The 18,110-nt window shown below is 66.0% G+C and carries 17 protein-coding genes and 1 pseudogene; 6 read left to right on the forward strand and 12 right to left on the reverse strand.

Going from position 1 to position 18,110, the window contains the following annotated elements; genetic code table 11:
• Positions 1-229: 229 nt before the first annotated feature.
• Complete coding sequence (locus EXR94_00280) at positions 230-1,129, forward strand: heme A synthase (GenBank protein MSR01168.1); 900 nt, start codon at positions 230-232, stop codon at positions 1,127-1,129.
• 17 nt (positions 1,130-1,146) lie between these two features.
• On the opposite strand, the gene EXR94_00285 is transcribed toward EXR94_00280, so the two are convergent.
• The 4 genes and pseudogenes from EXR94_00285 to EXR94_00300 form a co-directional block, all read right to left on the reverse strand.
• Positions 1,147-2,379: an NADP-dependent isocitrate dehydrogenase gene (locus EXR94_00285; protein MSR01169.1), complete on the reverse strand. Its 1,233-nt coding sequence runs from the start codon at positions 2,377-2,379 to the stop codon at positions 1,147-1,149.
• Between the two features lie 6 nt (positions 2,380-2,385).
• Positions 2,386-2,964: pseudogene (locus tag EXR94_00290) on the reverse strand (polyisoprenoid-binding protein).
• Positions 2,965-2,989: 25 nt separating this feature from the next.
• Positions 2,990-3,865, reverse strand: coding sequence for a sulfurtransferase (locus EXR94_00295; GenBank protein ID MSR01170.1), 876 nt, complete (start codon positions 3,863-3,865; stop codon positions 2,990-2,992).
• 54 nt (positions 3,866-3,919) lie between these two features.
• Positions 3,920-4,459 carry a hypothetical protein gene (locus EXR94_00300; protein ID MSR01171.1) on the reverse strand — a complete coding sequence of 180 codons (540 nt, stop codon included), beginning with the start codon at positions 4,457-4,459 and terminating at the stop codon, positions 3,920-3,922.
• A 64-nt stretch (positions 4,460-4,523) separates the two neighbouring features.
• Here EXR94_00300 and EXR94_00305 point away from each other — a divergent pair, with 64 nt between their 5' ends.
• Positions 4,524-6,125: a hypothetical protein gene (locus EXR94_00305; protein MSR01172.1), complete on the forward strand. Its 1,602-nt coding sequence runs from the start codon at positions 4,524-4,526 to the stop codon at positions 6,123-6,125.
• Here the strand turns inward: EXR94_00305 and sseA are convergent.
• The gene (gene sseA, locus EXR94_00310; GenBank protein MSR01173.1) at positions 6,122-6,973 is read right to left on the reverse strand and encodes a 3-mercaptopyruvate sulfurtransferase; all 852 of its coding nucleotides are present in this window, start codon (positions 6,971-6,973) and stop codon (positions 6,122-6,124) included. The genes EXR94_00305 and sseA overlap by 4 nt on opposite strands.
• Between sseA and EXR94_00315 the strand changes: the two genes are divergently transcribed.
• The gene (locus tag EXR94_00315; GenBank protein MSR01174.1) at positions 6,867-7,436 is read left to right on the forward strand and encodes a SufE family protein; all 570 of its coding nucleotides are present in this window, start codon (positions 6,867-6,869) and stop codon (positions 7,434-7,436) included. The two genes, sseA and EXR94_00315, sit on opposite strands and share 107 nt — an antisense overlap.
• Positions 7,433-8,182, forward strand: coding sequence for a CPBP family intramembrane metalloprotease (locus tag EXR94_00320; protein ID MSR01175.1), 750 nt, complete (start codon positions 7,433-7,435; stop codon positions 8,180-8,182). The genes EXR94_00315 and EXR94_00320 overlap by 4 nt, the downstream gene beginning before the upstream one ends.
• Here EXR94_00320 and serC read toward each other — a convergent pair.
• From serC to EXR94_00345, 5 genes are all read right to left on the reverse strand, one after another.
• Positions 8,101-9,192, reverse strand: coding sequence for a 3-phosphoserine/phosphohydroxythreonine transaminase (gene serC, locus EXR94_00325; GenBank protein ID MSR01176.1), 1,092 nt, complete (start codon positions 9,190-9,192; stop codon positions 8,101-8,103). The genes EXR94_00320 and serC overlap by 82 nt on opposite strands.
• Before the next feature lies 1 nt (position 9,193).
• Positions 9,194-10,408 (reverse strand): ACT domain-containing protein, encoded by a 1,215-nt coding sequence (locus EXR94_00330; GenBank protein ID MSR01177.1) that lies wholly within the window; start codon positions 10,406-10,408, stop codon positions 9,194-9,196.
• 15 nt (positions 10,409-10,423) lie between these two features.
• Positions 10,424-11,647, reverse strand: a complete 1,224-nt coding sequence (locus tag EXR94_00335) for a DUF1015 domain-containing protein (GenBank protein ID MSR01178.1) — start codon at positions 11,645-11,647, stop codon at positions 10,424-10,426.
• A gap of 37 nt (positions 11,648-11,684) precedes the next feature.
• Complete coding sequence (locus EXR94_00340; protein MSR01179.1) at positions 11,685-12,962, reverse strand: amidohydrolase family protein; 1,278 nt, start codon at positions 12,960-12,962, stop codon at positions 11,685-11,687.
• 108 nt (positions 12,963-13,070) lie between these two features.
• The gene (locus EXR94_00345) at positions 13,071-13,958 is read right to left on the reverse strand and encodes a hypothetical protein (GenBank protein MSR01180.1); all 888 of its coding nucleotides are present in this window, start codon (positions 13,956-13,958) and stop codon (positions 13,071-13,073) included.
• 80 nt (positions 13,959-14,038) lie between these two features.
• Between EXR94_00345 and EXR94_00350 the strand changes: the two genes are divergently transcribed.
• Both EXR94_00350 and actP read left to right on the forward strand, forming a co-directional pair.
• On the forward strand, positions 14,039-14,314 hold the full coding sequence (locus EXR94_00350) for a DUF485 domain-containing protein (protein MSR01181.1): 276 nt from the start codon (positions 14,039-14,041) through the stop codon (positions 14,312-14,314).
• Positions 14,311-15,876 (forward strand): cation/acetate symporter ActP, encoded by a 1,566-nt coding sequence (gene actP, locus EXR94_00355; GenBank protein MSR01182.1) that lies wholly within the window; start codon positions 14,311-14,313, stop codon positions 15,874-15,876. The genes EXR94_00350 and actP overlap by 4 nt, the downstream gene beginning before the upstream one ends.
• 356 nt (positions 15,877-16,232) lie before the next feature.
• Here actP and EXR94_00360 read toward each other — a convergent pair whose 3' ends face one another.
• A complete protein-coding gene (locus EXR94_00360) occupies positions 16,233-17,648 on the reverse strand; it encodes an aminotransferase class V-fold PLP-dependent enzyme (protein ID MSR01183.1) in 1,416 nt (471 codons plus the stop codon).
• Positions 17,645-17,944 (reverse strand): TfoX family protein, encoded by a 300-nt coding sequence (locus tag EXR94_00365; GenBank protein ID MSR01184.1) that lies wholly within the window; start codon positions 17,942-17,944, stop codon positions 17,645-17,647. Before EXR94_00365 ends, EXR94_00360 begins: the two co-directional genes overlap by 4 nt.
• Positions 17,945-18,110 lie beyond the last annotated feature (166 nt).

Consider the following 18,110-nt stretch of genomic DNA (forward strand, 5'->3'; position numbering starts at 1 on the left):
GGCCCGGCCGGACTTCGCGCTTCCAACGAGGGTTCGGCAGGGCATCGAGCGAGTCCAACCCGGGGTCGATCCAGAATTCGTCACCGAATTTGCGGTGCCGAATGAGGGCGGGCGGCGAATGTGGTGAGTCACCGGCTGATTGCGCCGCCAGGTGCCCCATCCGATTCGGTGGAGGCCTGGAAGGAGCGGGTCCGATGAATTCGAGGACCCGGGCGGCTATTTTGGAGGCATGTCACTTCGGCAACTAGCCCGGGCCACGCTCGGCTACAATCTCCTCATCATCGTCTGGGGCGGCTACGTCCGGGCGTCGGGATCCGGCGCGGGCTGCGGCCGGCACTGGCCGCTCTGCAACGGCGTGGTGGTGCCCCGAGACCCCGCGATCAACACCATGATCGAGTTCGCCCACCGGCTGACCAGCGGCCTGGCGCTGGTGGCGGTGGTGTGGCTCTGTGTCGCGGCGTTCCGGGCCACCACCCGAGGGCACCGGGTGCGGCGGGCCGCGGTGCAGAGCCTGATCTTCATCATCATCGAGGCCTTGGTGGGCGCCGGCCTGGTACTGCTCGAACTCGTGGCGGACAATGACTCCGGGCTCCGGGCGGTCTATCTGGCGGTGCATCTGGCCAACACCTTCTTCCTGTTGGCCTTCCTGACCCTCACGTGGCTCTGGGCCGACCGACCGGATCCGGGGCCCCAACCGGCCACCGTGCCGGGACTGGCTCGGCTCGGCTGGTTCACGCTAGCCGCCATCCTGGTGGTCGGCGTCACCGGTGCGATCACTGCCCTGGGCGACACGTTGTTTCCGGCGGAGTCCCTCCGAGCCGGTCTGGCGCAAGACTCCTCGCTGACCGCCCACTTCCTGCTCCGGCTCCGAATCATTCACCCGGCGCTCGCCATCGGGGCGGCGCTCGGGGGAACCTGGGTGGCGGTTCGGGCAATCCGGGCCGTCCAAACGCAGCTGGTTCAGACGGCGGGGCGCTGGTTGATCGGGTTGTTCGTGGCCCAAGTGGCAATCGGAGTGGTCAACTTAGTGTTGCTGGTACCGGTGCCGATCCAGCTGCTTCACTTGCTGATGGCAGACCTGGTGTGGGTGGCCGCGGTGGGCATGACGGCCGGGCTCAGGGAGGCCTGAGCCCAGTCGCTTCCGGACTAGAGGTTCTCGACCATCGCGTTCGCGAACTCGCTGCATTTGAGGAGGGTAGCGCCCTCCATTAGCCGGTGGAAATCATACGTCACCCGCTTCTGGGCGATGGTCTTGTCCAGCGAACCAATGATCAAGTCGGCCACTTCGACCCACCCCAAATACCGGAACATCATCTCGCCGGACAAAATGACCGACCCGGGATTGACCTTGTCCTGACCGGCGTACTTCGGGGCGGTGCCGTGGGTCGCCTCGAAAATCGCATGACCAGTGACATAGTTGATATTGGCCCCCGGCGCGATCCCGATGCCACCCACCTGCGCCGCCAGCGCGTCGGAGATGTAGTCGCCGTTCAGATTGAGAGTCGCGATCACGTCGTACTCGGCGGGGCGGGTCAAGATCTGCTGCAGGAACGCATCCGCAATGACGTCTTTGACGATCAAGCCGTTCGGGAGCTTGCACCACGGGCCGCCGTCGACCTCGACCGCGCCGTATTCCCGTTTGGCGAGTTGGTAGCCCCAGTCCCGGAAGCCACCCTCGGTGTACTTCATGATGTTGCCCTTGTGCACCAGCGTCACGCTTTCCCGGCCATTCGCGAGCGCGTACTCGAGCGCGGCCCGCACCAACCGGGTCGTGCCCTCTTCCGACACCGGCTTGACGCCGAGCGAGCTGGTTTCCGGAAACCGGATGTTCTTGACGCCCATCTCTTTGACCAGGAAGTCCCGGAGCTTCTTGACTTCCGGGGTGCCGGCCTGGAATTCGATCCCCGCGTAAATGTCCTCGGTGTTTTCCCGGAAGATGACCATCTCGACCTGCTCGGGGTGTTTGACCGGAGACGGCACCCCCTCGAACCAGCGCACCGGACGCACGCAGGCATAGAGGTCGAGTTGCTGGCGGAGGGCAACGTTGAGCGACCGGATCCCGCCGCCCACCGGCGTGGTCAGCGGCCCCTTGATGGCCACCAGATTCTCGCGAATGACGGCCAGCGTTTCCTCGGGCAGCCAGTTGTCGACCCGATTCTTGGCCTTCTCACCGGCGAGCACCTCACGCCAGGCGATCCGCCGGGTGCCGCCGTAGGCTTTGGCGACGGCCGCGTCGAACAGATGTTGCGCCGCCCGCCAGATGTCCGGGCCGGTGCCGTCGCCCTCGATGAACGGAATGATCGGGTCATTGGGAACTTGGAGCTTGCCCGCCACCATCCGAATCGGGGCGCCGCTTTGGTTTGCCGAGGATCCTGTCATGTTTCGCTATGCCCTAGTCGCTTCGATGTTGATGATGATCTCGACTTCGTCGCCGAGCCTATTGACGCCTTCCACCAGTCGGTTCCACCGGAGGCCGTATTCGAGGCGGTTGATCTTGGTCGGGGCGGAAAATCCGATCTTCTGTTTGCCCGCTTCGGCCGGACCGAAGGTACCCCCGAATTCACCCTGCAGCACCACGGACTTGGTCACCCCGCGAATCGTCAAGTCGCCGATGACCCGGAGGGCGGAGCCGGTGGCCTCGACCTTGGTGCTTTAGAAGGTGATCGTCGGGAAGCTGTCGACCGCAAGGAAATCAGCCGAACGAAGGTGAGTATCCCGGCGGTCACTCTTGGTGCTGATGCTCGCCGCCTGGATCGCGACCGCGACTGATCCGCCTGACAATTTGGCCGGGTCGGTCAAGATTTCGCCGGTCCATTGGGTAAAGGTTCCAGGAACCGTGGTCACGAAATGCCGGACTTTGAACGAGACCTCCGAGTGGACCGGGTCGACCGTCCACTTGACCGAATCAACGTGGGAAACCGCCGGGCCGGTCGCGAGCGTTGCAACGGCAATCAACAGCAGCATTTCAGGTCCTCGCAGATTGGACGCATCACGGTCGTTCGATCGGCATCCGGACCGCATTGCCCCACTCGGTCCACGATCCGTCGTAGTTGCGAACATCCGCATAGCCGAGCAGGTAGGTCAGAACAAACCAGGTATGAGAGGAACGTTCCCCGATCCGGCAGTACGTCACCACGTCGTCGGTGGGCTTCAGTCCCTGCTCCCCCTCGTAGATCGCTCGCAGTTCTTCGGCGGTCTTGAAGACATGGGTGTCGGGATCGACGGCCCGGGCCCAGGGGACATTCTTGGCCCCCGGAATGTGGCCGCCGCGGATGGCACCCTCATTCGGATAATCGGGCATGTGCATCCGCTCGCCGCGGTACTCCTCACCGCTCCGGACGTCGATCAACCGCCGGGCGGCCCGGACATGCACCAAGACATCATCCCGGAGGGCCCGAATCGGGGCGTCCTTGCGTTGCCCCACGATCAAGCTCCCGGGCGAGAGCGTCGGACGATCGGTGACCAGCGGCCGCCCTTCCTCGGCCCACCGCTGCCGGCCGCCATCCATGATCCGGAGCCGCTCGAGACCGTAGAGCCGGAAGACCCAGAACGCGAAGGTGGCCCACCAGTTGTTCCGGTCGCCGTAGAACACAATGGTGGTGTCTTGGTCAATGCCCTTGGCTCGGAGGAGTTGCTGCATGGTCTCCGGCATCAGGTAGTCGCGGACGATCTGATCGTTGAGTTCGGTGACCCAATCGATCTTGGCCGCGCCCGGAATGTGGCCGGTTTCGTAAAGCAAGACATCTTCGTTGGATTCCAACAACCGGACCTTCGGATCGCCTAAGTGGTCCGCCACCCACTGGGTGCTGACCAGCGTTTCCGGTGCGGTATAACCTCTTGATTCAATTGGGGTTACGGTATTCATGGTCGCTCTCGATCCTGGGACGGTCCCGGTATTACGACCGGGAAGGTCGGAATGTTAAGGGAGCGGCCCGCCGCCGAGAAGGTCGTCGAGAACCCGGTCGACGACCTCCGAGGTCTCGCCCTCGACGACCCGGCGGAGCACATCGGCCGCTTCGAGCCCAAGATTGTCGGGGTGTTTTCGGTCTTTGGCAAAGCGGACGATCAGGCCAAGGAATATCATGCCCTGGGGCGTGGGCTCAGGGGAGTCGGCCTGGGTGGTCGCCTCGAAGCTCGGCACCGACGCGGCCCACGGCTCCTCCGGTTCGCCCTGACGCTCCCCGGCCACCTCAACGAGCGCAAACAGCCGGCATTGGAGGCCGGGTGCTTCCTCTTTGGCCGCCAACACCAGCTGGGCCGGCTCTCTGAACAAGCCCTTGCCCTCGATCAACGCCGCGACTTCCTCGGGAACGGCGCACCGGGCAATCAGCCGCTCGTCGAGGTAGGTCGCGAGCCCGACCAGGTCGGCGGGGACCCGTTCATCGGCAATCCGCCGGACCGCGATGGGCAGGGGGCGGTCGGTGGCGGCGACCACGACCTCGGATTCGGATTCAGACATGACGAGTGAATCTAAGTTGGTCGCCAGCGGTTGACGGGTGGGCCAGCCAGTCTACTATCCGGCCATGATTGAAAATCCGTCCGTTCGGGCTCTGGACTCGTCGGGTCTGGACCGGGCAACCGGAATTCTGGCCGCCGCCCTCCTTGGCATCGGAGCGGTGGCCGTGGTGCTGGCGGTGCTGCCTTCGGCCCTGTTCGACCTTGACCGGTTCACGGTGCCGAAAGAGTTGGCGTTGCTGGTGACCGGGTTGCTGGCCGGCGTCATGGTGTTGCTTCGGGCCGATCGGATCGAACTGGGCATGGCTGAGCTCGGGCTGGCTGGATTCTCCTTGTTGAGCGTCGCCAGTGCCGTCGCGGCCACCAACCGGTGGATTTCCTTTCGGGCACTCGGGATCACCGTCGGCGGCCTGGCGGTGTTCTTCGTGGCCCGCATCATCGCCGGCCGCTTGGGCCGGGGCGCGGTGGTGGTTCCCCTCCTCGTGGCGGTCGTGATGGCGGGGTCGACCGGACTGTTCCAAGCCTACGGCTGGTCCTCCAACGTCCTGGCCGATACGCGGGCGCCGGGAGGCACCCTCGGCAACCGCAACTTCATGGCCCACCTGATGGTGCTCGGACTGCCCCTGGCCGGGTGGTTGGTGGCCTCGGCGCGCGGCCGGCTGGCCGGGGGCTTGGGGGGGGTGGCGATCGCCGTCATGATCGCGGCGACGGTCCTGTCCCGGTCGCGCGCAGCCTGGGTCGGCGCGGGGACCGTGGTGGTGGTGGCCTCGCTCGCGGCGCTGGTGACTCGGGGCGGCCCACCCCGGATCTCGCGGCGGCGGCTCACCGGACTGGTGCTGGCCGGAGGATTGGGGGCCCTGGCGGCGCTGGTGGTCCCCAACCATTTGGAATGGCGCTCCTCGTCACCGTACCGCGACTCGTTCCGCGATGTCCTCAACTACCGCGAGGGGTCCGGGCGAGGGCGCCTGATCCAGTATCAGAACAGTCTGGAGTTGGTCCGGCAAGATCCCTTCTTCGGCACCGGGCCCGGAAACTGGCTGGTGAAGTATCCGCTGGTCACGACGCCTAACGATCCCTCGTTCGACCGCGACGATCCAATCCCGACCAATCCCTGGCCGTCGAGCGATTGGATCGCCCTGGTGGTGGAGCGAGGCCCGCTCGGGGCCGGGTTGTGGCTGGTGACCGGCCTGGCCTTCGGATTGGTGGCGATCCGGCGGGCCCGGGACCCCGACCATGGCGCGGCGGCCATCGCCGGCCTCGCGCTCTTGGCCGGGGCGGCGGTCGAAGGGCTGTTCGATGCGGTGTTCTTGCTGGCGCCACCGACGATGGTGGTGATGGCCGGGATCGGCGCGTTGCTGCCGGCCACGCGGCCGGTCCGCCATCTGGCGATTGCCGGCCGACGGCTCCGCTCGCTCGGATGGTTTGTGCTGGTAACGGGTGGTCTGGCCGCCAAGAGCGGAGGCCAAGCCGCCACCATCCTGTCGGCGGGGAATGGATGGTCGCCAAGGGACATGGAGGCCGCGATCCGGTTCGATCCGGGAAATTACCGGCTGCACTTGTTGCTGGCGGCGCGAACCGGATGTCCGGCTGCACTGCCGCACGCCTTGGCCGCCAAGCGGGCCCTGCCCTTCCACCCGGCGCCGGCCCGCCTCCTCCGGCGGTGCCGCTAACGCTCGATCGGGGTATCGTCGCGAGCGCCCCACTCGGCCCACGAGCCATCGTACACGGCGTAGTCGCGATGGCCCACGACCTCGAGCGCGAGGGCAACGACGCACGCGGTGGCCCCCGATCCGCACGACGCCACCACCGGCCGGCCGAGGTCCACGCCCGCGGCCCGAAACCGCTGCTCGAGCTCCGGTTTGGCCAGCAGCAACCCATCCGGCCCCACCAGGCTCGCGAACGGCAGGTTACGCGCCCCGGGGACGTGCCCGAGACGAAGCCCGGGACGGGGCTCCGGGTCGCGCCCCTCGAACCGCCCTGCGGCCCGGGCGTCGACCAGGGTAACCTCTTCCCCGCCGACCAGCGCCAACACGGCGCCGAGATCTTTCACCAACGCCCCGTGCCAGTCAACCGAGTGGGGCACCGGGACCGGGACCACGGCACCGGATTCGGTCGGCCGGGACTCGGCGCGCCACTTGGCGAGCCCTCCGTCGAGCACGGCTACCGACCGGTGGCCCAGCACTTTGAGATGCCACCAGACCCTCGGGGCGGTCATCTGGATGCCGGAGCCGTCATAGACGACCACGGCATCATCGTTGCCGATGCCGAGGGCCCCGACCTGGGCACCCGCGACCGCGGGGTCCGGCAACATGTGGGGCAGCGGGCTGGCCGGGTCGGCCAGCTGATCGAGGTCCCAGAACACCGCGCCGGGAATGTGGTGCGCCAGGTACTCGGCCTTCGGAGCTCGCGCCATGGCCGGCAGGTACCAGGACGCGTCGACGACCACGAGGCCGGGTTGTCCAAGGCGAGCGGCCAACCATTCGGTACGGACGAGCGGGCCGGGCAGCGTCGGGCTCATCGGTCGGGCTCCAGGTAGATTGGGGCGTGCTCACCCAATTTGGCCCGGCTTCATGACGATCGACAAGTTGATCCAGCGATTCGGGTCCGCCGACCGAGGCACCCGGCTCGACGCCCTCCTCGACGCCTCCAAGAAACTCCCGGAGTTGCCCGACCGGTTCCGGGACGACCGGGATCGCGAGGCCCATCGGATCGCCGAGTGCCAAACGCCGGTTTTTTTGTGGCTCGAGCGCGAGGGCGATTTGGTTCGGCTCCACGCCGACGTGCCCCGCGAGTCGCCGACCGTACGGGGCTTTCTCTCGCTCTTGGTCCGGGCGCTCGACGGCCGGCCGGTGACGGATGCCGCGAGCCTGCCGGTCGACCTGCTCCACTTGATGAAGCTCGACGAGGCCCTTGGCATGATGCGGACGCAGGGTCTCAGTGCGATCGTCCAGCGGGTTCGCCGGGCGGCCGGGGCGCTATGACGGGTGCCGAGGCCGAACCCGCCGGGGTCGGGATGGTCGGTTTCTGGTTCCTGGTTTTGATCGGCGGGGTGATCCCCTGGGCCGCGTGGCGGAGCCGCAGCCGACTGGCAACCGCCGCGCTGCCTCCCAAAAAGCGCTACCTGGCCGGCGTCATTGTTCAGCAGTTGGCGCTGACCGGATTGTCGGTGGCGACCGCGTGGTCCCTCGGCATCCCGCTCTTCGCACCTTATTTCCCAACGGTTGGCCACTGGCTAGCCGCCCTCGGGGTCTTGGCCATGGCCATGGCGGTGTTTCTCGGATGGCCCGAGTGGCGGCGGCAGGCAGCCCGGGGGGACCGGCGGGTCCAGTTGATCGCACCGATCGATGCGACCGACCATGCGCTCTGGACAGCGGTATCGGTTCTAGCCGGCATCGGCGAAGAAATCACGTATCGGGGGGTGTTGTTCTGGATCGGGCACCAGATGACCGGGTCGGCGGCGGCAAGTGTGGCCATTGCCGCCGCGATTTTCGGGGTTTCCCATCTGGTCCAGGGGTGGCCGGCCGTTCTGGTGATCACGGGCTTCGCGGTGGTGTTCCACGGGCTCGTGATGGTGACCGGCTCCTTGTATCCGGCGATGGTCGTTCACATTCTCTACGACCTGATCGCCGGCTTCAGCTACGGGCGCTACGTCCGGGCGTTGGCCCGCTCGAACTCTTTCATGAACTCGACCAACGCGACGACGCTCGAGCGGGGGCAGGCGTTGTAGATGCTGGCCCGCATTCCGCCGGCCGAGCGGTGCCCCTTGAGGCCGGCCAAGCCGTTCTTTTCAGCCGCGGCGCAAAACTGATTCTCCAACTCTTCGGTCGGCGCCCGGAAGCAGACATTCATCAGCGACCGGCTCCCGGCGGCCACGGTGCCCCGGAAGAACGCCGACTGATCGATAAAGTCATAGAGCAACTTGGCTTTTTCCTCGTTCCGCTCGGCCATTGCGGTCAAGCCGCCGGTTTCGGCGATCCACTTGAGGACCTGGCCAACCATGTAGATCGCCATGGTCGGTGGCGTGTTGTGGAGCGACTTCTCCTTGGCGTAGGTCCGGTACTGCATCATGGTCGAGATGCCGGACGGCCCGACCTCGGTCAAGTCGTCGCGCACGATGACGACGACGATACCCGAGGGACCAAGATTCTTCTGGGCGCCGGCGTAGATGAGGCCGTACTTGGCGACGTCGATTGGCCGGCTGAACATGTCACTCGAAGTGTCGGCAATCAGCGAGACGCCGGCCGGCACCGCGGGCTCGGTGCGCCACTGGGTACCATAGATCGTGTTATTGGTGGTCAGGTGGACATACGCCGGATTGTCGGAGTAGCGGATAACATCGGCCGGCGGAATCTCGGTGAAATTCGAGCCTTTTCCAGACACCGCCTCATGGGTGGCCCCGAATTTCCTGGCCTCTTTCACGGCCTTTTCCGACCAGACGCCGGTGATCAAGTAGTCGGCGGTCCGGCCGGCGGGCAGCAGGTTCATCGGGACCATCGCGAACTGCTGGGTGGCGCCGCCCTGGATGAACAAGACCCGGTAGTTGTCGGGAATCCCCGCCAGCTTCCGGGCATCGTCTTCGGCTTCGGCGATGATCTTCTCGAAGACTTTGCCCCGGTGGCTGTGCTCCATGATGCCCATGCCGGAGCCGGCGACGTTCCAGACGTCCCGTTGCGCCGCTTTGAGCACCGATTCCGGCAGGACGCCGGGACCCGCATTGAAATTGTGGACCCGTTCCATACTACCGCCTTAGCTCAGTCAAATCGACACTGATGACATTGGGGTTCCCGTCCTTGATTTCATCGATGGCATGTTGACTGGGCAACCCGGTGACATGGACCCGGGCGCTGGCCGCCTCCGATCCATGATAGGCGATGTTCTCGACCTCTTCGACATTGATCTTTTCGTCATAGAGCACTCGGAACACATGGGCCAGGACACCCGGTTTGTTCTGGTGCCGAACCGACAGCACGTGGGTGGCCGAACTCTTCGCCAGCCGGTTCACGCAGTGGAGCGCGACGCCCGATTTGGTAAACTGTCGGACGATCCGGATGACCTCGTGGGCAATCGCGGTCTGGGCCTGATCGGTGGAGGCACCGATGTGATGGGTTCCGTAGACCCCGGCCGATTTCGCCAGCACCGAGTCGAATTGCCCCTTCGAGGCCCCGGGCTCGCCTTGGTACACATCGAGGCCGCACCGGATCCCCTTGGTGGCCATCGCGTCGAGCAGCGCCGCTTCGTCCACCACCGAACCCCGGGACGTGTTGATCAGGTAGGCGCCCGGCCGCATGGCCCCGAGGAACTCGGCGTTGACCAAGTGCTTGGTCTCCGGAGTCGAGGCGACGTTGACGGTAACGGCATCGGCCTGCCGGGCCACGTCGAGTGGCGTCTCGGCGTAGTCAATGCCGAGTTCAAGGCAGTCCTGGAGTGTGAGCTGGCGGGACCAGGCGATGACTTTCATGCCGAACGACAGCGCCCGCTTGGCAATTTCGCGACCGATCTGGCCGAGGCCGACAATGCCCAGCGTCCGCCCGTAGAGGCCGCGGGCCTTCGAGTACTCGCCCTTGTTCCACTCGCCCCGGCGGAGCTCGATGACCTGATCGGCCACCCGGCGGTCCAGCGACAGGAGCAGCGCCATGACCAGCTCGGCGACGGCGATCGAGTTTTTTCCGGGACAGTTCGACACGAAGATGCCGAGCCGGGAGGCGGCAGCCACGTCGATCGTGTCGATGCCGGCGCCGGCCCGGATGACCAGAGCGAGGCGAGGCGCCTTTTTCATGGCGTCCTCGCCGACCTTCTTGCTCCGGACAATCAGAATATTGGGATCGACCTCATGGAGCACATCACCCAGTTCGTCGGGCTTAAGGTCCGGCCGGACGACCACGTCGAGTCCCAAGTCTTTCAACCCATCGATGCCGACCTTGTCGAATTTGTCGGCAATAAGCACGCGTGTCATAACCCGCAGTCCTGGTCAGTCGAGGGTGTGAACAAAGATGCCGCTTTTTAGTTTCGGCTCAAACCAGGTGGTCTTGGGCGGCATGATGCCGCCGCCGTCGGACACCAGCATGACTTGCTCGATCCGGACGGGATATAAGGCAAACCCGATGGCCATCTCACCGGAGTCGACCCGGCGTTCCAGTTCCGCCGTGCCCCGGATGCCGCCGACAAAGTCGATCCGTTTGTCGGCCCGGATGTCGCCGATGCCGAGGATCGGTTCGAGGATCCGGTCATAGAGCAATTCGGCATCGAGCGACTTGATCGGATCTTGGCCATTGATCGATTCCGGCGAGAGCTCGAGCCGGAACCACCGCCCGGCCAGATAGATCCCGAAGACCCACTGGCGATCCGGGGCCGGGTGGGTGGCTTCGGCCAGGGAGCCGACTTGCCGGAGCCGGTCGAGCACCTGCTCCACCGATAAGCCGTTCAGATCACGAACCACCCGGTTGTAGGCCATGATCTCGAGCTGATTGGCCGGAAAGAGCACGGCGAGAAACCAGTTGTACTCCTCGAGCCCGGTGTGGCGCGGATTCCAGCCCTTCCGCTCATTGCCGGCCCGCCAGGCGCTGGCGGAGCGGTGATGGCCGTCCGCCACGTAAGCCGCGGCGATCCGCCGGAACGCATCGATGTAGGTGTCGGAGTTCTTGATGATCCAAACCCGGTGCCGAACGCCCTCGGAGGTGAAGTTGTAGATCGGATTGGCCCGCATTTCGGCGGCGGCGAGCCGGTCGAGGTACAGCTGGCCCGGGTACGTCAGGAACACCGGCTCGGCATTGGCGTTGAGCGTGAGCACGTGCCAGGTCCGATCGTCCTCTTTGTCCTTCCGGGTCCGTTCGTGCTTTTTGATGACGTCCTGCTCGTAGTCCTCAATATGGACGCAGCCGACGACGCCGACCTGGGACCGGCCATCCATCGTGAGTTCGTAGAGATAGAGCGACGGATCCCGGTCCTGAATCAGGGTTCCGTCGAGCATGAATGCCTTGAGGTTGTCGCGGGCCTTGAGATAGACCCGTTCGTCGTACGGGCCAACATCGGGCGGGAGGTCGATATCCGACCGACCGACGTGGAGGAAACTGAACGGGTTGCCCTGGGCCAATTGGGCGGCTTCGGCACGGTCCACGACGTCGTAGGGAGGAGCCGCAACCCTTGCGGCGACACTCGGTTCGGGGCGCCACGCGCGGAAGGGTTTGAGACGGATCGTTGGCTCCAGAAAAGGGGTCTAGCAGCCTCGCATCCTAGCCGCCGGATGGCGACCCCGTCAAGACCACGGAGCCCCCCTTCATCACGAATTTAACCCGCCGAAGGGCCGCGACCGCCTGGGTGGGGTCGCCGTCGACGGCAATCAGGTCGGCTAGGAGGCCGACCGCGACCCGCCCCCGGTCGTCGAGGCCGAGGACCCGGGCGTTGACGCTGGTGGCCGCCTTGAGGGCCGCCAGCGGGGTCATCCCGTAGTCCACCAGAAGCTCGAGTTCCCGGACGTTATCGCCGTGGGCAAAGACGCCGACGTCGCTCCCGTTACAAATGGTGACCCCGGCGTCGAGCGCGGCCTTGACACTGGCCCGTTTGGCCTTGATATCGTCCGGTTCGGGGTCGGTCCCCTTCTTCCAGCCCCGATACTGATCGACCGCGTCCCCGGCCGCCACGGTCGGACAGAGGGCCACCCCGCGCTCGGCCATCAGGCGGAAGACCTCGGGGGTCCCGTCGTCGCCGTGGTCGATAGTGCGCACCCCGGCAAGGGTGGCGCGCCGCATCCCCTCGGCGGTCGTGGCATGGGCCACGACGAAGCGGCCGCTGGTCCGGGCGGTCTCGACAATCCGGGTCAATTCCTCGACCGAGAAGGTCGGGCGGGCCTCGCCCTTGGGGCCCCAGCGATAGTCGGCGTAGACCTTGATCCAGTCGGCGCCTTTCCCGATCTGGCGCCTAACGACCTTGGTCAGTTCTTCGACCCCGTCGGCTTCTTCGGCTCCCTGGGGAACCTGCCAGCGGGGGTCGAAGCCCTTCGGCGCATAGCTGCCGGTGGCCACGATGGCCCGGGTGGTGGTGAGGATCCGGGGACCCGGGATGATCCCCTGGTCGACGGCGGCCTGGAGCCCGACGTCGGCGTCATCGGCCCCCTCGGTGCCCAGGTCCCGGACGGTGGTCCATCCGGCCATCAGGGTTTGCCGGGCGTGGTTGACGGCCCGGGCCACCCGGAGCGCGAGCGGTTCCTTGAGCACTTGGTCGACCCAGGGCGTCTCGTCGTAGGGATGGAGCAAGAGGTGCGAATGGGCTTCGATCAGCCCTGGCAGCAGGGTCAGGCGAGGCAGCGGGATCCGCTGTCCTCCCGTAAGGTTCGGTCCGACCGCCACGATCCGCCCGGCCCGCACCGCCACCCGCCAGCCGACGCGGAGCGAGTCGCCGTCGAACACCCGGGCCGGTTCGAGTACGATCGCGGTGGTATCAGGACGGGCCTGGGCCAGGCCGGTGGCCCAGGTTCCGGCGCCGAGGGCGAGTCCGATCAAGACGCTACGCATGGCAACTCCTATTAGCCGATGGAATCGAGCCGTTGGTTCCGGGCGGCCGCCGTGTCGGCGATATCGAGGGCGCGGTTGATGCCGCGATCACGATCAGGGGTCGGATGCTCATGGGGCACCGTCGTCCGCCACGAGGGCCAACCAGTCGCCGCGGCGACTCAAGGCCAGGCGGCTGATCGAACCGGGCACGGCCAGTGTGGCGACGACGGTCCAGTCCCCGTCTCCAGTCCGGCGAAACAGGTCCTTGCCCGCCGCCGTCAGCAGGCTTCCATCGGGGAGCCAGACAAAGAAATCGGCGCCGGCCGGTAGCTTGGCAATGGGCGTCCGCGCCAAGGTTGCCGGATCGATGTCAACAACCCACCACTCCTTCTCCGCCATCCGGTGAGTGACCGACAGGGCCTTCGACCCCCGCGAGGGCTGGAGGGCGCGTCCGATGTCGGATAACGCGACCCGTGACTCCCCGGTGGTCAGGTTGGCCAACCGCAGCGTCGACGGCGACCCCAGCACGAACAGCCCGACCGTCGTCGGACTGAGCCAGGCCTGGTAGCCGACCGGCTTGATCCGATCGAATAGGAGCCGAGGCGCGCCGCCCTTCAGCGGAAAGGCCCACAGGCGCTGGGTTGAATCAGCCTCGACCCGGATTACCGCGATGTCGGAAGTTCCTGGAATGACGGTGGCCGAGTACTCGCTTTCGGGCGTGGCGGTAACGGCGACCGTCTGGCCGGTGGCCAAATCGACCCGGAAGATGTCCGATTGGTCGGTGCCCTTCGGACCGCCCCCGTGAATCGCCGTGTAGAACAGCGACTTCCCATTGGGCGAGAAGGATGGCTGATTGTCGAAACCCTTCCGATGGGTCAGGTTCTTCGGCGCCCCAACTATCAGCTTCGCGCCCTGGGTCTTGATCGGCACTAAGTAGATGTCGGTGGCTGGGGGGGCCTGGGCTCCGGCCGGCCCAGCAACGCCGGCCAAACCAGCGACGAAGAACCATCCGCGCATCGTTGCTCACTTTCCGGGAATAGGCTAACGTTAGCCTTGTCGCTCCTCGCTCCCAAGACCAACCATAGGCCACACGACATATGTCCGAACCCCTTCGGGCGCTTGCCCGGACGCGCTGGCGCGTCGCGATCAGCCTGACGACGGTGATGGTGGTAGTCTATTTCGGGTTCATCCTGTTGATCGCCTACAACAAGCCCCTGATGGCCACGCTCGTGGCACCGGGTTTAAGTCTCGGCATCTTGCTCGGCGCGCTGGTGATCGGGGCGTCTTGGGTTCTCACCTACGCCTATATCTGGTGGGCCAACCGGACCTATGATCCGGAGCTCGAGCGCCTCCGGCACGAGGCGGGCCGATGATCCTCCAGGTCGACGCCGCCGCCACCGCCATCGGCCAGCGGAATCCGGTCGCGATCGGGTTCTTCTTCGCCTTCATCAGCATCACGCTCGGGATTACCTACTGGGCCGCCCGGCGGACCAAGACCACCGAACAGTTCTACGCCGCGGGCCGGTCGGTGACCGCCGGCCAGAACGGCTGGGCGCTCGCCGGCGACTATATGAGCGCGGCCTCGTTCTTAGGGATCGCGGGGCTGGTCTCGACCACCGGGTTCGATGGCCTGATCTATTCGACCGGGTGGCTGGTCGGCTGGCCGGTGGTGTTGTTCTTGATTGCCGAGCCGCTCCGGAACATGGGGCGGTACACGTTCGCGGACGTGGTGGCGCTCCACCGGGAGCAGAAGCCGATCCGGGTGGCGTCGGCCATCGGGACGTTGTCCACGGTCATCTTCTATTTAATTGCCCAGATGGTCGGGGCGGGCGGCCTGATCAAGCTGATGTTCGGCCTGTCCTACGAGTCGGCGGTGATCATCGTCGGTTCGGTGATGATTCTCTATGTCCTGCTCGGCGGTATGATCGCGACCACCTGGGTCCAGATCGTCAAAGCCGTCCTGCTGATGTCGGGGGCCTTCCTGCTGGCCATCATGGTGTTGATGAAGTTCGGGATGAGCCCAACTGCCTTGTTTGCCGCCGCGGCCGCGAAATACGGAAGCAGCGTACTGGCGCCCGGTAAATTGGTGGCCAACCCACTCGATGCCATTTCGTTAGGCATGGCCTTGATGTTCGGCACGGCGGGCCTGCCGCACATTCTGATGCGGTTCTTCACCGTGCCGGACGCCAAGGCGGCCCGGAAGTCGGTGTTCTATGCCACCGGCCTGATCGGCGGGTTCTACCTGCTGACGTTCATTCTCGGGTTTGGGGCCATGGTGCTCGTCGGTCCGGACGCGATTCGGGCGGTCGACAAAGGCGGCAACATGGCCGCTCCGCTTCTGGCGGAGGTACTTGGAGGCACGCCCTTCCTGGGCTTCATCGCCGCCGTGGCCTTCGCTACGATTCTCGCCGTGGTGGCCGGGCTGACGCTGTCGGGGGCCGCCGCGTTGTCGCACGACCTCTGGGTCAACGTGTTTCGAGGCGGGCATGCCGGGGCGGACGAGCAACTCCGGATTGCGCGGGGCGCTACGGTGGTCCTCGGCGTCGTGGCGATCGGACTTGGCATCACGTTCAAGGGCCAGAACGTGGCGTTCATGGTGTCGCTGGCGTTCGCGATCGCGGCCAGCGGTAACTTCCCGGCGCTTTGCCTGGGGGTGTTCTGGCGGCGGGCCACCACCATGGGGCTCCTGGCCAGCATGGTGGTCGGGACGCTAACGACGTTGGTCCTGATTTATCTCTCGCCCACGATTCAGATCGACATCCTGAAGCATGAGACGGCGTGGTTCCCGCTCAAGAATCCGGCGCTAGTCACGATCCCGTTGTCATTTGCGGTGGGGATCGTGGTGTCGTTGCTGACGGCGCGGCGGGGGGCCGCGGAGATTGCATCGTTCGAAGACCGGGAGCGGCAGATGCTCTGGGGCGACAAGCGGGCCTAGCGGCTCGGCGGTCGCGGTCGCACTCGCACCAGTGCCCGCGTGGTGACCGGCGGTTCGTACGCCGATGTCACCTCAAACTCGAGCGTCCCCGCGCGCGGCGGCGTCACGAGCACGTCCATCGCCACCGGCATCCACCGGAGGACCGTGTCGCCCTCGAGGAGCCGCGAACCCGAAGCCCCCCGAATACTGGATGACGCCCCGCCGGCCGATGACGACGGCCCCTTGGAACAGATTGCGGCCAACGAGGTCCTGCATCACGGCGGTCGCCCGCTCGACGATGGGGGACGGCCTCGGCTGACAGGGCGCGGTCTCGACACCCCAGCAGGCGAGGACGACCAAGCCGAGCCTAACGCCGGTTACGAGGCCTCAGCCTCTCGCCGCATCAACGCCCAGAGCGCCTCGACATGGTTCCGCTCGGTCAAGAGACCACCGATCGAGACCCGGACCACCCACCGCCCTCCCAGCACGGCCGGCGTCAGGTAGGCGAGGCCGGAGCGATTGATGCGCTCGGCCCAGGCCAGGGTGTGCCGGTCAAGCGCTTCACCGGCTAGGCCGGGCGGTTCGTAGCGGACACACAGGGTCTGGATCAGGACCGGCGCGACGACCCGCCAATCCGCGGTCTGCCGGATCTCGGTTGCGAGCCACGCCGCGTTCGCAAGATCCCGCCGGAACCGGGCCGCGATCCGGTCGACGCCCTGTTCCCGAATCATCAGCCAGAGCTTGAGGGCCCGGAATCGGCGGCCGAGCGGAATGCCCCAGTCGCGGTAATTCTTGACCTGGCCGTCCACCGACGACTGGAGATAGCTCGGATTGGTCGACATCACCCGGACCAAGTGTTCGGGATCGCGGACGTAGTACAACGAGCAGTCGAAGGCCACGCCTAACCATTTGTGGGCGTTGATGACGATCGAGTCAGCTGACTCGATCCCGGCCCAGAGCCCCCGGCACTCCGGCAGCACCATCGCCGAACCCGCCATGGCGGCGTCGACGTGGAGCCAAAGGCCATGGGCCCGGGCCAACTCGGCGATCGGCTCGAGCGGATCGAACCCGGTTGACGTGGTCGTCCCGATCGTCGCGACCACCGCACAGGGCCGGGACCCTGCGGCAAGGTCGGCGGCGATCGCCGCCTCGAGGGCCTCGGGCCGCATCGCGTACGCCTCATCAACCTCGATCAGCCGAATGTTCTGGCGCCCGAACCCAGCCAACAACGCCGCTTTCGGCACCGAGCTGTGGGCCTCGGCGCTACAATAGATGACGAGCGGCTTCGGCTCGGCCTGGAAGCCGCCCCGAGTGGCGCCGAACCCGGTGGTGCGCTCCCGGGCCGAGAGGAGGGCCACCAGCGTCGTAGTCGACGCCGTGTCTTGGATAACGCCGCTCCAGGCCGCGCTCAAGCCCAGCATTTGCCGGACCCAATCCATGGCCCTCTCTTCCAACTCGGCCAGGGCCGGACTCGACTGCCAGGACAGCCCGATCACGCCGAAGCCGGTACTCAGGTAGTCGCCGAGTACGCTCGCCAACTCGGCGTTCGCCGGAAAGAACCCAAAGAATTGGGGATGGGCCCAATGGGTCAGCCCGGCTCCGATCATCCGCTCGACGTCGGCCAAGATCTGGTCGAACGGCTCGGCGTGACTCGGAGGCTCGACCGGCAGTCCGGCCTTGATTTCACCGGGATGCACGGTGGCCTGAACCGATTGGCCGGCCACCCCTGACCGGTAATCGGCGATCAGGTCGACCACCCGGTGGCCGTACCGGCGGAACTCCTCGGGTGTCATTTTTTCGGCACTCGGGGCTCGGCGCTCGGCGCTCGGCGTTTGGGGGACGGGGCCCGGCGGGAGACGGCGACGGCGGTGGCGCGCCAGACGGCGAGTTGCTCCCGGTCTTCGAGGATTTCGGGGGGGAGCTCGTAGTAGCCGCGCATCGGCTTGCCGTTCTTAAAGGGGTCGAAGGGGCCGGAGCCGGCTTGTTCGAAGGCGGGGCGGGTCTCGGCGTCGACCTTGAAGAACACGGTATCGTCGTCGATCACGGCAAAGAACGTGGTTTCCCAGGAGAGGCCGACGCCGCCGAACATCGGACGAGCCTTCAGCCGTTTGGGATCGGCGAATTGCTCCTGGACGTAGGCCTTGAATGAGACGGAAACGGACACGGGGACTAGAGGCGTTCGACCAGCATCTTGAGCTGGGCGAGCCGTTCCTGCTCGACCGCTTTGTCGTACTCGTACTGGATCTGGGCGATGG

This window comes from Gemmatimonadota bacterium, assembly GCA_009692115.1.
GTDB lineage: Bacteria > Gemmatimonadota > Gemmatimonadetes > Gemmatimonadales > GWC2-71-9 > SHZU01.

Excerpts from the sequence above, each read along its gene's own strand:
- EXR94_00315 (MSR01174.1), top strand. The coding sequence starts at position 6,867 with ATGGCCGGCAGGTACCAGGACGCGTCGACGACCACGAGGCCGGGTTGT.
- EXR94_00345 (MSR01180.1), bottom strand. The coding sequence starts at position 13,958 with ATGCGCGGATGGTTCTTCGTCGCTGGTTTGGCCGGCGTTGCTGGGCCG.
- EXR94_00320 (MSR01175.1), top strand. The coding sequence starts at position 7,433 with ATGACGGGTGCCGAGGCCGAACCCGCCGGGGTCGGGATGGTCGGTTTC.
- EXR94_00330 (MSR01177.1), bottom strand. The coding sequence starts at position 10,408 with ATGACACGCGTGCTTATTGCCGACAAATTCGACAAGGTCGGCATCGAT.
- EXR94_00360 (MSR01183.1), bottom strand. The coding sequence starts at position 17,648 with ATGACACCCGAGGAGTTCCGCCGGTACGGCCACCGGGTGGTCGACCTG.
- EXR94_00300 (MSR01171.1), bottom strand. The coding sequence starts at position 4,459 with ATGTCTGAATCCGAATCCGAGGTCGTGGTCGCCGCCACCGACCGCCCC.
- serC (MSR01176.1), bottom strand. The coding sequence starts at position 9,192 with ATGGAACGGGTCCACAATTTCAATGCGGGTCCCGGCGTCCTGCCGGAA.
- EXR94_00305 (MSR01172.1), top strand. The coding sequence starts at position 4,524 with ATGATTGAAAATCCGTCCGTTCGGGCTCTGGACTCGTCGGGTCTGGAC.
- EXR94_00340 (MSR01179.1), bottom strand. The coding sequence starts at position 12,962 with ATGCGTAGCGTCTTGATCGGACTCGCCCTCGGCGCCGGAACCTGGGCC.
- EXR94_00295 (MSR01170.1), bottom strand. The coding sequence starts at position 3,865 with ATGAATACCGTAACCCCAATTGAATCAAGAGGTTATACCGCACCGGAA.
- EXR94_00350 (MSR01181.1), top strand. The coding sequence starts at position 14,039 with ATGTCCGAACCCCTTCGGGCGCTTGCCCGGACGCGCTGGCGCGTCGCG.
- EXR94_00365 (MSR01184.1), bottom strand. The coding sequence starts at position 17,944 with ATGTTCGGCGGCGTCGGCCTCTCCTGGGAAACCACGTTCTTTGCCGTG.
- actP (MSR01182.1), top strand. The coding sequence starts at position 14,311 with ATGATCCTCCAGGTCGACGCCGCCGCCACCGCCATCGGCCAGCGGAAT.
- sseA (MSR01173.1), bottom strand. The coding sequence starts at position 6,973 with ATGAGCCCGACGCTGCCCGGCCCGCTCGTCCGTACCGAATGGTTGGCC.
- EXR94_00285 (MSR01169.1), bottom strand. The coding sequence starts at position 2,379 with ATGACAGGATCCTCGGCAAACCAAAGCGGCGCCCCGATTCGGATGGTG.
- EXR94_00280 (MSR01168.1), top strand. The coding sequence starts at position 230 with ATGTCACTTCGGCAACTAGCCCGGGCCACGCTCGGCTACAATCTCCTC.